A 12,518-nucleotide genomic window follows, 5' to 3' on the forward strand; every position below is an offset into this window, starting at 1 on the left:
GGCATGACGAAACTACAGGACGAAATTTCGGCTTTTCTCGACACTTATTTCGAGGCGTGGAACGGCTATGATGTGCCTGCCATGCGTTCATTGTGGGATGAGAGCGAAGAGAATGCGACCTATCTCGCCGAGGAATGCAAACCGCATCACGGATGGGACGAGATACTTGCCTATTGGGGAGTCGACCGCTCGAAATCCGAACGACTACTGACGTGGCATGATCTTCATGTCACCGAAGCGAGCAACGATATTGTGATCGCCTTCTTTCATGCAAACTGGAGCACCTATATCCCGGACAACCGGCTCTACCCCAAGCCATTTGGCGGACCGGTCCGGATCACAATGGTGCTGCGCAAGACAACGACCGGTTGGCGCGCCATCCATTACGCAGAATCGCCGCTAGCATCGCTCATCCAGATGCGCGCAACGCATGAAGCGGCAGTCGATCCGTTACTCCACGAGCGACTGGCCGCGAAAGGTATCCTTTACTAATCCGATCTTCCTATCGCAACGGAAAAGCGAACATGACCACCACACTTCAGACCATCCCGCTCAAAACGATTGACGGCAAAGAGACCAGCCTCGCCGATTATGCAGGCTCCGTTCTGCTCATTGTCAACACCGCCTCGAAATGCGGGCTCACCTTACAATATGAGGGTCTTGAAGCATTGTATCGCGCGCATAAGGAGAAGGGCTTCGTCATTCTCGGTTTCCCGGCCAATAATTTCCTCGCTCAAGAGCCTGGCACCGAACAGGAAATTGCTGAATTCTGCACGCTAACCTATGATGTCAGTTTTCCGATGTTCTCGAAAATCAGCGTCGCCGGTGATGATCGCCATCCGCTCTATGATGCCCTAACCGCCGAGCAACCCGAAGCGATGAGCCCCAATGGCAATGCCATGCGCAACCGTCTGGCGAGCAAAGACTTACCGATCTGGGATGCTCCGGAAGTCCTGTGGAATTTCGAGAAATTCCTTGTATCACGCGAAGGCAAAGTCGTTGCCCGGTTTATGCCGGACACGTCGCCTGACGATCCAGCTATGGTCGCCGCTATAGAGAGCTATCTCACACAGTAGATCTTCTTCTAAGACATTTTCGCGCTACTGGGTATCGACGACGACTCTCGTGCGTAAGTTTCGCAAGTTTGGTCGGTGTTACACTGGAACGGATTGGATGAAAAACAAAGCGGCTAGTCTGCTCCCGCAGTAATTGCGGTCGTTCCCGCTGGGCAACTACCTTGTCTGCTGTGCGCCTCCACATAATACGTAGTCATTCGAGATAATAATTGCTGAAAGCGGACATCCTCTTGGCCCATTCCGGCCAAGAGAATGACAATGACCTACTCAAAATTTGATCCAGCTGCGCAAAACCGGCAATTGCTGATCAAATGCCCGGCGATGAGCTTGTCCGCCTATCTCAGCGCGCTTTGGACAATACGGCTTTTGCCTTCGCCCGGCATCATCTGCACCACCGCCTTCACTTCTTCACCCAGATCGATATTGGGCACGCCAAAAACTGCAGCATCCACGACCAGAGGATGCTCGATAAGAAGATTTTCACATTCCTGCGGCTAAATATTCACGCCGCCGGAAATGATCACGAAGGTCTTGCGGTCGGTCAGATGGACAAAGCCGTCTTCATGGACATTTTGGGCCGTTAGCGGACTGGCCGCATTTCAACTGCAACACCGAAAAAGCAGACGTTGACGCACAATAAATATATCAGTATATCATGATATATGGATAATAAAGATGCCCTAAATGCCTTCGCGGCGCTTAGCCAAGTTACCCGGCTCAATGTTTTCCGCCTGCTCGTCAAGACTGGAGAGGAAGGTATGCTTGCGGGTGATATCAGCGATGCACTCGACGTGCGCCAGAACACTATGTCGGCCAATCTTTCGATCCTTACGCAATCTGGACTTGTCAGGAATGAGCGCCAAGGCAGAAGCATCCGCTATTTTGCCGATATGAACGGAGTGAGAGGACTGCTCGCCTTCCTGATGGAAGACTGCTGCGGCGGTCATCCAGGACTTTGCCAACCGGTGATCAATGAAATCGCCTGTGCCTGTTAGGACTTTGCTTTGCCCTTTTCGGCTTAAACTCTGGCACGGCGCTCGCAACGGTGGCTGGAGTTCTGGTCGAAGTGCCGATGATGCTCTCGCTGGTCGCGATTGCCAACCGCACCCGCAATGCCTTCCCCCAGCAATAAAGGACAGCCGATGAGAATTCTCTTTTTGTGTGTCGCCAATTCTGCACGCAGCCAAATGGCCGAAGGGCTCGCCCGCCAACGCTTTGGCGACCGAGCCGAAATTGCCAGCGCAGGATCGCAGCCGACGAAGCTCAATCCCTATGCCATTGAGGCGATGGCGGAGAGCGGCGTCGACATTAGCGGCCATAGCTCCAAGTCCGTAGATGGTATGAATGCCGCCGATTTTGACTATGTCATCACGCTATGCGCCGAAGAAATTTGTCCGGTTATACCTGGTGCAACCAAGCGGCTGCATTGGCCGATCGATGATCCGGCGAGTGATGATCCAAGCCTGACTCCAGAAGATCTGCGCACCCGTTTTGCTGCGGCGCGGGACAATATCTATACTCGTATTGCGGTTCTGGAGGCGCTGATCGACGTGCCGCAGGGGCCAAAGTCGCAAGAGTTCCACGCCAGTATCAGGGTCGGAGATCTTCCGAAAAGCACTCGCTTTTACAGTTGGCTGCTTGACGTAATGCCAAAAGAATGGACGCATCGCTTCGCGACATTCATCCGGCCAGACCTTAATTTGAATTTCGTGCTGCTTGTTTCCGACGGCAAGTCGCTCCACCATGACACGCTTTATCACCTTGGACTGGATGCTGGGTCGAAGGCAGCCGTTATTGACGCCTATGACCGTGCGCTGAAAATGGGCGCCGAAGTCTTCAAGCCGCCTCGGACCACTTGGCGCGGCACGCCCCTACATGAATTGTGGCTAAAGGACCCGGATGGCAATTTAATCGAACTCTATGCCCGGCTGACCAACGCCGAACTCGCAAATATGCCCGATGACAAGACCGAGGAATATCTGATCCCCGGAACGGAGCCAAGCCATGCTTGAATATAGTGTAACCGCCCACCGAATCGACGATCATGGTAGCCTTGCCGAGACGAAGCAGGCGCAGATAACGCTCGATACGGACATGAAAGGCCGCGCGGATGCCTTCAATCCTGCGGAGCTGTTCCTCGCCTCCCTTGCTGCCTGCATGATCAAAGGCATTGAGCGGGTGACGCCGATGTTGGAGTTCGATCTGCAAGGGGTCGTGGTCAAACTGCACGGCATCCGACAGGACAGCCCGCCAAAGATGGCTTCAATCGGCTATGAGATCATCGTCGAAACAAGCGAGAATGAACGACGACTCGACCTGCTACACAAGAATATTCGAAAATTCGGCACCATCTCAAATACGGTTGCCGAAGCGACCAACCTCGAAGGCACGATACGGAGGAGCGAATGAGCCGCCTCGCTACCGAACGTCTTTTCGCTTCGCGTATGGGCTCGTTACTGGGCCGAGGCTGCGATTATGTTCTCCTTTGTTGCCTTTGCCAAAAGGACGAAGCACTAGTGTCCAATTAACGGAGATACGGCATGAGCGTAGTAATTTACCACAATCCCGATTGCGGCACATCGCGCAATGTGTTGGCCATCATCAAAGCATCCGGTGAAGCGCCTGTTATTATTGAGTATCTAAAAACAGGCTGGACACGTCCCCAGCTTTTGGGCTTGTTCGCCGCTGCCGATTTAACACCGCGCACGGCGCTTCGAACGACAAAATCTCCCGCAGACGAGTTAGGCCTGCTTGACCCTTCTGTAAACGACGAGGCGCTTCTTGATGCGATGTTGGAGCATCCCGTGCTTGTCAACTGCCCCATCGTTTGTTCGCCAAAAGGCGTGCGGCTTTGCCATCCTAGCGAGGCCGTGCTGGATCTTCTGCAAAGCCTGCCTCCCGGCCCGATGGAAAAAGAGGATGGCTCGCCGCTGATTGATGCGGAGGGAAATCGAGTTGACTGATACTCCGAATCTCGAAGAACAACATTTCCGACCAATCGACGAAGAACGCCTATTGTCGCCAGAGCGGGCAACGCATGCTCCGCGCATTTTACTGCTTTATGGTTCTCTCAGAGAACGTTCTTTCAGCCGATTGATGACGGAGGAAGCAGCTCGCATCCTGACGCGGCTCGGAGCCGAAGCGCGGACCTATTCGCCTTCTGGCCTGCCGCTACCAGATGACGCGGAGTCAAATCATCCGAAGGTCCAGGAACTGCGTGATCTGATGGCTTGGTGCGAAGGCATGGTGTGGTGTTCACCTGAGAGGCACGGCGCGATGACAGGCATCATGAAAACACAGATTGACTGGATACCGCTGTCGCTTGGCGGCGTCAGGCCGACACAGGGTAAGACATTGGCTGTGATGCAGGTCAGTGGCGGGTCGCAGAGCTTCAACGCGGTGAACCAGCTTCGTATCCTTGGTCGCTGGATGCGATTGTTGACCATTCCTAACCAGTCTTCCACTCCCAAAGCATTTCTGGAGTTTGATGAGGCAGGGAGGATGAAGCCTTCACCCTTCTACGACCGGATGGTCGATGTCATGGAAGAGTTGACGAAGTTTACTTTGCTGACCCGAAATAACAAAGATTACCTGTTGGAACGTTATAGCGAGCGCAAGGAAAGTGCAGCTGAACTATCCCAGAGGGTAAACCAAAAGGCCATTTGATTGCAGCTCGACCGATCGAGCGCGAGTAAATAGTGCGTGTGGAATAGCAACCATCAGCACAATCTTCGACCTTGGGAATGACGTCTCCTGACGGCATTTCAGTCTGCCCAGATCTGGACCGGTTACGGAATGTCTGCATTTAACCTTGCAACCCCGACACAGCAGCCGTCGTAACTCATATTTCAGGAACTTCTGCTTCAGCCCCGATTGCGGATGATCCAAGTCCAAACTTGATCACCGCAGAGCTGTCGTTAACAGAATGGCGCTCGAGTCGGTACTGGCTGTGTACATGCAAAGTCCAGATCGCTTGCTGGTCGCCGCTGTCTTGCCGCTTCGCCAATCAGCATCAGGGCGGGGCCATCTCCCAAGGCAGATTTCGCTGAAAGTGCCAACAGATCAAGGCGGGTGCTGAATTGACGCTCTTCGGGAAGGCTGGCGTTTTCTATCAGAAGCACGGGGGTGTCTGCGGGCAAGCCAGCCGCAACAAGCTGGCGTGAAATGGTCGCTGCTGCGCCTTTGCCCATATAGATTGCTAGCGTTGCCTTGGGATCCGCCAGCGCCTGCCAATCGAGATCAAGCTCGTCGCCCGCTTTTGCGTGGGCGGTTACAAATATCAGCTTGCGGGCGAGACCGCGCAAGGTCAGCGATATTCCGGCACTTGCAGCGGCGGCTGATGCGGCAGTTATGCCGGGGCAGATGTGACAGGCAATGCCATGTGTGGCGAGCGCATCCATTTCCTCTGCCGCACGACCAAAAATCCCTACATCGCCGCCTTTCAGGCGAACCACTCGTTCTCCCGCCAATGCAGCGTCAACCAGCATGTCGTTAATGCTGCGCTGGTCTTTGGAATGGCGGCCGGATCGCTTGCCAACAGGAACAAGTCTCGCGGAGAGCGGTGCAAGTTCCAGCACGCCTTTACCAACAAGGGCGTCATAAAAGATGACGCTGGCAGCGCGGATCAGTTTCTCGGCCTTGCGAGTCAAAAGATCCGGATCGCCGGGACCTGCGCCGACTAGCCATATGGTTCCGGGCGGGATGATAGCTTCGGTCATTCTGCGGCCTCCAATTTGATGTCCTGCGCCTCGATCAGCAATTTGGAAAGCGCAGGGCGGCAACTGCCGCAATTTGTCCCGGCATTCAATGCCGTGCCGATATCGTCCAGACTGGTGAGCGATTGCTCGCCAATGGCGCCGACAATCTGTTTAACGCCCACGTTGAAACAGACGCACAGGATTGCGCCCTTATCCGGTCCGGCGACTTTCGGGCGTGCTGCGAGCAAGGATGGAGCATCCGCCTGTTCCTCGCTGACCAATTGTGCCGCAATCCATTCCCGTGATGGAAGTTGACCGTCGCGCGTCACGAAAAGCGCGGCCGCCAGCCTGCCTTCGCCATCGCGCACGGCAACCCGGCGCATCCCGCGTTTCATGTCGATGGCTTCGAGATGTTCGCCGACAGGGAGCAGTCTGTCCACGTCCATATTGTCTGCGCCCGCCATTTCGGTAAGCCAACCGCCCGCTATCCTTGCACTCGTCCAATACAGAAGGGCTGGCAATGCCGGTCGCTTGCTGCTGACCAGAAAGGCTTGCCATTTCGCTCCGACTGCCTCGATATTGCACGGACTATTTTTATACGCGGGTTGGCCCGATACCGGGTCGACCGTTTGATCGGGCAACCGGTTGGCACGACCACCGCCGCTCATCTGATCGGTCCAGTGCATCGGGACGAACATCTCGCCTTTGCGTTGCGCCTCGGTAATCTGCACACGAAAGATGCTATTGCCCTGCGGCGTCATGATCCGCGCCAACGTACCATCACCAATAGCGCGCTCCCTCGCATCATCCGGGTGAATTTCGACCAGCGCTTCGCGACGATGTTGCGACAGCCGCGGACTGAGGCCTGTTCGGGTCATCGTGTGCCATTGATCCCGATAGCGGCCTGTATTGAGGCGGAGCGGAAATGCACGATCAACCGGCGCCGGAGCAGACGGAGCAACAACAACCAGCCTTGCCTTGCCATCGGCAGAGGTGAATTTCCCCTCCACAAAAGGTGATGCACCACCCCAGGCTTTCGGCACCCAGTCGTCATATTCGCGATCGCTGGTGCCGACCCATTCGGATATATCCAGCTTGCGCTGGCCGTCGTTGTGAAATCCGGTTTGGGCGGCATATTCGCGGAAAATATCTGCCGGTCCGCCGAACGCGAAGGCGTTGCCAAATCCCATGCGGCGGGCGACCTCCTGGACGATCCACCAATCGGCCTTTGCCTCGCCGGGGGGCGCGAACAACGAACGCTGACGGCTGACGACGCGCTCGCTGTTGGTGACGGTCCCGTTTTTCTCACCCCAGGCGAGCGCCGGCAGCTTCACATCGGCATAGGCAGCCGTGTCGGTTTCGGCGATAACATCGGACACCACGACAAAATCACAGCGATCCAATGCCTCGCGGACCAAGCCTGCATCCGGCATCGAGACGGCCGGGTTGGTTGCCATGACCCAGATCGCCTTGATCTTCCCTTCATGCACATCGCGGAACATGTCGACCGCTTTGCGCCCCGGTTTGCGGGCAATGGTCGGGCTTTTCCAAAAGGACTGCGCAGCGTCGCATTCTGCATCGGAGAAGCCCATGTGCACGGCCAGCATCGATGCCAGCCCGCCTACCTCCCGCCCGCCCATCGCATTGGGCTGGCCGGTTATCGAAAACGGTCCTGTTCCCGATTTACCAATCCTCCCCGTGGCCAGATGGAGATTGATAATGGCATTGCCTTTGTCGGTGCCGCCCGCCGACTGGTTCGCGCCCTGACTGAACAGGGTGACCATTTTGGGATGAGCGGCGACCAGGTCGGCAAGCTGATCGAATGGTTCGGGATCGATACCCGCGGAAGCCGGATCGCCGGTTAGCCCGTTCCAGAATCCGGTCGGTGTCGCCACATGATCGCGCAAATAATCTTCGTCCAGCAATCCCCTTGTCATCATCTCGGCGAGCAATGCGTTGAACAAGGCGACGTCCCCGTCGAGCGCGATGGGCAAATGGAGATCGGCACATTCGGCTGTTTCGGTGCGGCGCGGATCAATAACCACCAGCTTCGTCCCGCGTTCGCTGCGGGCCTTTTCGATGCGCTGCCAGATCACCGGATGACACCATGCGGTGTTCGAACCGACCAGCAGGACGAGGTCGGCATTTTCCAGATCATCATAGCTGCAAGGCACCACATCCTCGCCAAAGGCCCGCACATGGGCGGCAACCGCGCTGGCCATGCACAGGCGGCTGTTGGTGTCGATATTGGCGCTGCCGATAAAGCCTTTCATCAGCTTGTTGGCGACATAATAATCCTCGGTCAGCAACTGGCCGGAGACGTAGAATGCGACGCTGTCGGGGCCATGCTCGCGGACGGTATCGGCAAAACGATTGGCCACCAGATCGAGAGCCTTGTCCCACTCCGCTCGCTCGCCGGCAACTTCCGGATAGAGCAGGCGTCCTTCGAGACTGACCGTTTCCGCCAAATGCGTGCCCTTGGAACAAAGCCGTCCGAAATTCGCCGGATGGTCCTCGTCTCCCTTGATGATGATCTCGCGGTCGGCGGTGATTTCGGCTTTGATACCGCAACCAACGCCGCAATAGGGGCAAGTGGTGCAAATCTTTTTCACACAACCCCGGCCAGGGCAGAAGCACGTTCGATATAAATCCGGCCTGCGTCAATTTTGACCGGAATAACGGGCACGCAACCCTTGTCTTCGCCCAACGCCTCACCCGTCAGCAGGGAAATCCGCCAGTTATGCAGAGGGCAGGTGACGCTGGTGTCATGGACAATGCCCTGGCTCAGCGGCCCGGCCTTGTGCGGACATTTGTTCGCCAGAGCATGGATGCTCCCCGTAGCGGTGCGGAATATCGCTATCTCCTGCCCCCCTTGCACCGGCAGGGTCCGCGCTCCCAAAGCCGGCAGCTGCTCGACCGGGCCGATATCGATCCATCTTGCATCAGCCATCATGCAGGCTCCAGAACGGAAAAGGGCCGGATTTCGGCGATATGCTTGTGCAGATGACCTTCCGCACCGGCGACCCGTTCCGCCCAGGGATCCTTCTGATGCACCGACTGCGCGAACAGAAAACGTTCCTGCAATTCCTTGCGACCCGCCTCGTCCTCGACAATGCGGCCCTTGATATAATCCATACCGACCCTTTCGACCCACGGTGCCGTGCGATCGAGATAGCGCGCTTCCTCCCGGTAGAGCTGGATGAAGGCGGCCATATATTCGAGCGCCTGCTCTTCGGTTTCGACCTTGCAGAGGAAGTCGGTGCCGCGCAGATGGATCCCGCCATTACCGCCAACGCTCAGTTCATAGCCACTGTCGACACAGATGATTCCGAGATCCTTGATCGATGCCTCTGCACAATTGCGCGGACAGCCCGACACGGCGATCTTGAATTTATGCGGCATCCAGCTGCCCCAGGTCATCTGTTCGGCCTTGATCCCGAGACCGGTCGAGTCCTGCGTACCAAAGCGGCACCATTCGCTACCGACACAGGTTTTGACCGTGCGCAGCGCCTTGCCATAAGCATGGCCGGACACCATCCCGGCGGCGTTCAGGTCGGCCCAGATTGCCGGGAGATCCTCTTTCTTGATACCGAAAATATCCAGCCTTTGGCCGCCGGTGACCTTCACCAGCCGCGCTTCATATTTGTCGGCGGCATCGGCAATCGCGCGCAACTCGTTCGGGGTGGTAATCCCGCCCCACATTCTGGGGACAACCGAATAGGTACCGTCTTTCTGGATATTCGCGTGCATCCGCTCGTTGACGAACCGGCTTTGCGGGTCTTCTTCATGCTCCGTGGGCCAGGCGCACAGCAGATAATAGTTGAGCGCCGGACGACAGGAAGCGCAGCCGTCTGCCGTGGTCCAGTGCAGTTCCTGCATCACCTGAGGAATCGACTTCAGCTCTTTTTCGAGGATATTGCGCCGCACATCCTCATGCGTGAAACTGGTACATTTGCACATTGGCGTAACCTTGCGTTCGCCGTCATAATCGTCACCCAAAGAGAGGCTGAGCAAACTTTCCACCAGGCCTGTGCAGGATCCGCAACTGGCCGATGCCTTGCAACCGGCGCGAACACTGTCGAGGTCGCCGGCTCCGCCATCGATGCACGCGACAACCTGTCCCTTGGTTACGCCGTTGCAGCCGCAGATTTCTGCGTCTTGGGACAATGCTGCAACGGCGCTATCAGGGTCCAGCGTGGCCCCTCCTGAAGCAAAAGCCTGACCAAAAATAAGCGCTTCGCGGATATCGGATATGTCTTCTTGGCGTTTCAGAAGATCGAAATACCAACTGCCGTCTGCTGTGTCTCCGTATAGCACAGCTCCGATCAACCGGTCTCCCTTCACCACCACCCGCTTGTAAACCCCGCGGGACGCGTCGCGCATGACAATGTCTTCGGTGTCGGCGCCGCCAGAAAAATCGCCGGCAGAGAACAGGTTGATCCCGGACACTTTCAGTTTGGTCGCGGTAACGGAACCGACATATCCGGATGGAGTGCTGGTCATGAAATCCGCGAGAGCCCGGCACATTTCCCACAGAGGTGCGACCAGCCCGTAGCAGGCGCCGCGATGCTGCACGCATTCCCCGACCGCCACTATCGCCGGATCGCTGGTTACCATATTGTCGTCCACGACGATGCCGCGCTCGACTTCCAGTTCCGCCAGTTTGGCCAGACCTGTCGACGGCTTAATCCCGACCGCCATGACGACAAGATCGGCCTCGATTTCGGTCCCGTCCTTGAGCTTTACGCCAGTGACATGGCTGTCTCCCAATATTTCCGCAGTATCGGCCTGGGTAATGATCGTTTGCCCGCGCCGTTCCAGCTCGCTTCGCAGCAGAAAACCTGCCGCTTCATCCAGCTGTCGCTCCATCAGGGTCGGCATCAAATGCAAGACGGTGACCTTCATCCCGCGCAGGGAGAGACCGTGCGCCGCTTCCAACCCCAGAAGACCGCCGCCGATCACGACGGCATTGCCGCCGGTCTCTGCCGCTGTCAGCATTTTGTCGACGTCATCAAGATCGCGGAAGGTGATAACGCCCGGCAGCTTGTGTCCCGGCACCGGAATGATGAACGGATCGGACCCCGTGGCAATCAGCAGCCGATCATATGGCGTCACCCGGCCCGAGGCACTGACCACCTCTCTGGCTTCGCGTTTGATCGCTATGACAGCATCGCCGCTAACCAATTCTATGCCGTTATCATCATACCAGCTTTGATCATTGATAATGATGTCTTCGAAGCTCTTGTCGCCGGCCAGAACCGGAGACAGCATGATCCGGTCATAGTTGACCCGGGGTTCCGCTCCAAAGATGGTGATCGCATAGCGGTCCCCATCACGGGCGAGAATTTCCTCCACGGCACGACAACCGGCCATGCCATTGCCAATGACGACAAGGCGTTCACGGGCCTGCCCGGAAGCCTTTTCCTGCTGAACGTTAGTTATAACCGGTGCATTCATTTACAAATTCCAGTTGTTAAAAACTATATCCCAGCCGCAGCCAGAATTTCTCCGTATCGACGCCATAGCTGTCGGCGTTGTAGTTGGCGTATTTGAGACCGACGCTGAAGATGCTGACCTTGAAGTTGAGTGCTGCATCAAATTCCGTGCCGTATTTGATGCTGCCGACATCGCTGCGAAAATCATGATAGGCTGCGCTTGCGGTGATACCGCCGAGCAGATTGACCTTCTTGCTGATGCTGACATATTTGTCTTCCAGCCCCGCCGGCGGCGTGCTGAGGAAGACATCCGCCCAGCCGTTGAACTTGTGCAATGTGGCATGCGGGGTCTGGAACCGATTTCCTGCGCGATCGGCACCCAGGCTTTCGTAACCCAGCGTCAGGCCGAAGCCGGAAAAGGACGTGCCGACCGAACCGGCGATATAGTCGACCGAATAATTGGCGGGATTGGCTTTATAGTCTTTCTGCACAGCATAGCTGCCCGCGAGATTTAGCGTAAAACCTTCGGAAACCGGAAGCTTGGCTGTTGCACGCAGGCCGTAGGTGGCCGAAGAATTCAGCGAAACCGGCTGGCCGGCGTCAAAGTCGAGCAGATAGGCAAAGCCCTTCAGATTGACCGGCCCGGCTTTTACGCCTGCGCCCAAGAATATCAGGTCTCCATCAAAAGCTTCGCGCGTTCCGGCGTCCGCGCCAAATATCGTGCGCTGGGAAACGGCATAAGCGGCTTCCAGCGTCAGAGGTTTCAGCGCCGTGAGCGATGCACTGATGGCATCGAAAGTCTGTTCATTCTGCCGCCAGCCAACGCTGCCCACGAAACGCTGGTCATCAATGTTGATTCTCTGGCGCCCGACGGTGAGGCTGCCCTTGTCCTTCTTGGCGAATTTCAGCTGAATGCGGTTCAGTTCGATATTTTCCGGGTCGGCGACGACGGAAAATGGTTCGACGCCATTGCCTGCATTGGTGTCATTATAGTCATTTATAATGCCCAGCGTCGCTTCGCTCTCGACGAGAAATGAAAGCCCGATATCACTGGCCAGTTCCAAACCAGCGCGTGTCCGCAATGTCAAAGAGTCCGCGCTGGTTAACGGCTGGTCGACATGCTCGTATGCAAGCCGGGCGTCGAAAATCGGATCCAGGGTCAAACCTTCGGCAACCACCACCGGATCGCCGGTCTTCGCCAGGGCAAAGGAAGGTGTCGCCAGCGCGACTCCCGATAATAGTCCAATCGAAATGATATTTCTTTTTTTCATTTTCTTCCCTGTCAAAGATCATCTCTCGTGCCGGGCATC

Annotated in this window: 12 protein-coding genes and 1 pseudogene; 7 read left to right on the top strand and 6 right to left on the bottom strand. The window is 56.5% G+C overall.

Features of this window, described 5'->3' with window-relative positions:
- Positions 1–3: 3 nt before the first annotated feature.
- Positions 4–492, top strand: coding sequence for a YybH family protein (locus tag BOSE62_RS11395; protein WP_159646247.1), 489 nt, complete (start codon positions 4–6; stop codon positions 490–492).
- A gap of 32 nt (positions 493–524) precedes the next feature.
- A complete protein-coding gene (locus tag BOSE62_RS11400) occupies positions 525–1,076 on the top strand; it encodes a glutathione peroxidase (protein WP_159646250.1) in 552 nt (183 codons plus the stop codon).
- A 386-nt stretch (positions 1,077–1,462) separates the two neighbouring features.
- Here BOSE62_RS11400 and BOSE62_RS11405 read toward each other — a convergent pair.
- Positions 1,463–1,645: pseudogene (locus BOSE62_RS11405) on the bottom strand (AMP-binding enzyme); the annotation flags it as partial.
- 93 nt (positions 1,646–1,738) lie between these two features.
- On the opposite strand from BOSE62_RS11405, the gene BOSE62_RS11410 reads away from it, so the two are divergent.
- The 5 genes from BOSE62_RS11410 to arsH all read left to right on the top strand — a co-directional run bounded on the left by BOSE62_RS11410 (position 1,739) and on the right by arsH (position 4,742).
- Positions 1,739–2,071 (top strand): ArsR/SmtB family transcription factor, encoded by a 333-nt coding sequence (locus BOSE62_RS11410; protein ID WP_159646253.1) that lies wholly within the window; start codon positions 1,739–1,741, stop codon positions 2,069–2,071.
- A 147-nt stretch (positions 2,072–2,218) separates the two neighbouring features.
- Positions 2,219–3,088, top strand: coding sequence for an arsenate reductase/protein-tyrosine-phosphatase family protein (locus BOSE62_RS11420; protein ID WP_201295668.1), 870 nt, complete (start codon positions 2,219–2,221; stop codon positions 3,086–3,088).
- A complete protein-coding gene (locus BOSE62_RS11425; protein ID WP_159646256.1) occupies positions 3,081–3,485 on the top strand; it encodes an OsmC family protein in 405 nt (134 codons plus the stop codon). Before BOSE62_RS11420 ends, BOSE62_RS11425 begins: the two co-directional genes overlap by 8 nt.
- 131 nt (positions 3,486–3,616) lie before the next feature.
- On the top strand, positions 3,617–4,039 hold the full coding sequence (arsC, locus tag BOSE62_RS11430) for an arsenate reductase (glutaredoxin) (RefSeq protein WP_159646259.1): 423 nt from the start codon (positions 3,617–3,619) through the stop codon (positions 4,037–4,039).
- On the top strand, positions 4,032–4,742 hold the full coding sequence (gene arsH, locus BOSE62_RS11435) for an arsenical resistance protein ArsH (RefSeq protein ID WP_159646262.1): 711 nt from the start codon (positions 4,032–4,034) through the stop codon (positions 4,740–4,742). Before arsC ends, arsH begins: the two co-directional genes overlap by 8 nt.
- A gap of 251 nt (positions 4,743–4,993) precedes the next feature.
- Here arsH and cobA read toward each other — a convergent pair whose 3' ends face one another.
- Genes cobA through BOSE62_RS11460 form a run of 5 tightly spaced genes read right to left on the bottom strand, consistent with a single transcriptional unit; the run spans position 4,994 to position 12,479 of the window.
- Positions 4,994–5,794, bottom strand: a complete 801-nt coding sequence (cobA, locus tag BOSE62_RS11440; RefSeq protein ID WP_159646265.1) for a uroporphyrinogen-III C-methyltransferase — start codon at positions 5,792–5,794, stop codon at positions 4,994–4,996.
- Complete coding sequence (locus BOSE62_RS11445; protein WP_159646267.1) at positions 5,791–8,385, bottom strand: nitrate reductase; 2,595 nt, start codon at positions 8,383–8,385, stop codon at positions 5,791–5,793. The genes cobA and BOSE62_RS11445 overlap by 4 nt, the downstream gene beginning before the upstream one ends.
- A complete protein-coding gene (gene nirD, locus BOSE62_RS11450) occupies positions 8,382–8,726 on the bottom strand; it encodes a nitrite reductase small subunit NirD (protein WP_159646270.1) in 345 nt (114 codons plus the stop codon). Before nirD ends, BOSE62_RS11445 begins: the two co-directional genes overlap by 4 nt.
- Entirely contained in the window at positions 8,723–11,230 is a 2,508-nt protein-coding gene (gene nirB / locus BOSE62_RS11455) for a nitrite reductase large subunit NirB (protein ID WP_159646273.1), read from the bottom strand. The genes nirD and nirB overlap by 4 nt, the downstream gene beginning before the upstream one ends.
- A gap of 16 nt (positions 11,231–11,246) precedes the next feature.
- Positions 11,247–12,479: an alginate export family protein gene (locus BOSE62_RS11460; RefSeq protein WP_159646276.1), complete on the bottom strand. Its 1,233-nt coding sequence runs from the start codon at positions 12,477–12,479 to the stop codon at positions 11,247–11,249.
- Positions 12,480–12,518: the final 39 nt, after the last annotated feature.

This window comes from Sphingorhabdus sp. 109 (genome assembly GCF_902506555.1).
GTDB lineage: Bacteria > Pseudomonadota > Alphaproteobacteria > Sphingomonadales > Sphingomonadaceae > Parasphingorhabdus.

What these genes read in the sequence shown, in the direction of transcription:
- cobA (WP_159646265.1), bottom strand. Translation starts at nt 5,794, where the DNA reads ATGACCGAAGCTATCATCCCGCCCGGAACCATATGGCTAGTCGGCGCA.
- BOSE62_RS11425 (WP_159646256.1), top strand. Translation starts at nt 3,081, where the DNA reads ATGCTTGAATATAGTGTAACCGCCCACCGAATCGACGATCATGGTAGC.
- BOSE62_RS11410 (WP_159646253.1), top strand. Translation starts at nt 1,739, where the DNA reads ATGGATAATAAAGATGCCCTAAATGCCTTCGCGGCGCTTAGCCAAGTT.
- BOSE62_RS11460 (WP_159646276.1), bottom strand. Translation starts at nt 12,479, where the DNA reads ATGAAAAAAAGAAATATCATTTCGATTGGACTATTATCGGGAGTCGCG.
- BOSE62_RS11395 (WP_159646247.1), top strand. Translation starts at nt 4, where the DNA reads ATGACGAAACTACAGGACGAAATTTCGGCTTTTCTCGACACTTATTTC.
- nirB (WP_159646273.1), bottom strand. Translation starts at nt 11,230, where the DNA reads ATGAATGCACCGGTTATAACTAACGTTCAGCAGGAAAAGGCTTCCGGG.
- nirD (WP_159646270.1), bottom strand. Translation starts at nt 8,726, where the DNA reads ATGATGGCTGATGCAAGATGGATCGATATCGGCCCGGTCGAGCAGCTG.
- arsC (WP_159646259.1), top strand. Translation starts at nt 3,617, where the DNA reads ATGAGCGTAGTAATTTACCACAATCCCGATTGCGGCACATCGCGCAAT.
- BOSE62_RS11400 (WP_159646250.1), top strand. Translation starts at nt 525, where the DNA reads ATGACCACCACACTTCAGACCATCCCGCTCAAAACGATTGACGGCAAA.
- BOSE62_RS11420 (WP_201295668.1), top strand. Translation starts at nt 2,219, where the DNA reads ATGAGAATTCTCTTTTTGTGTGTCGCCAATTCTGCACGCAGCCAAATG.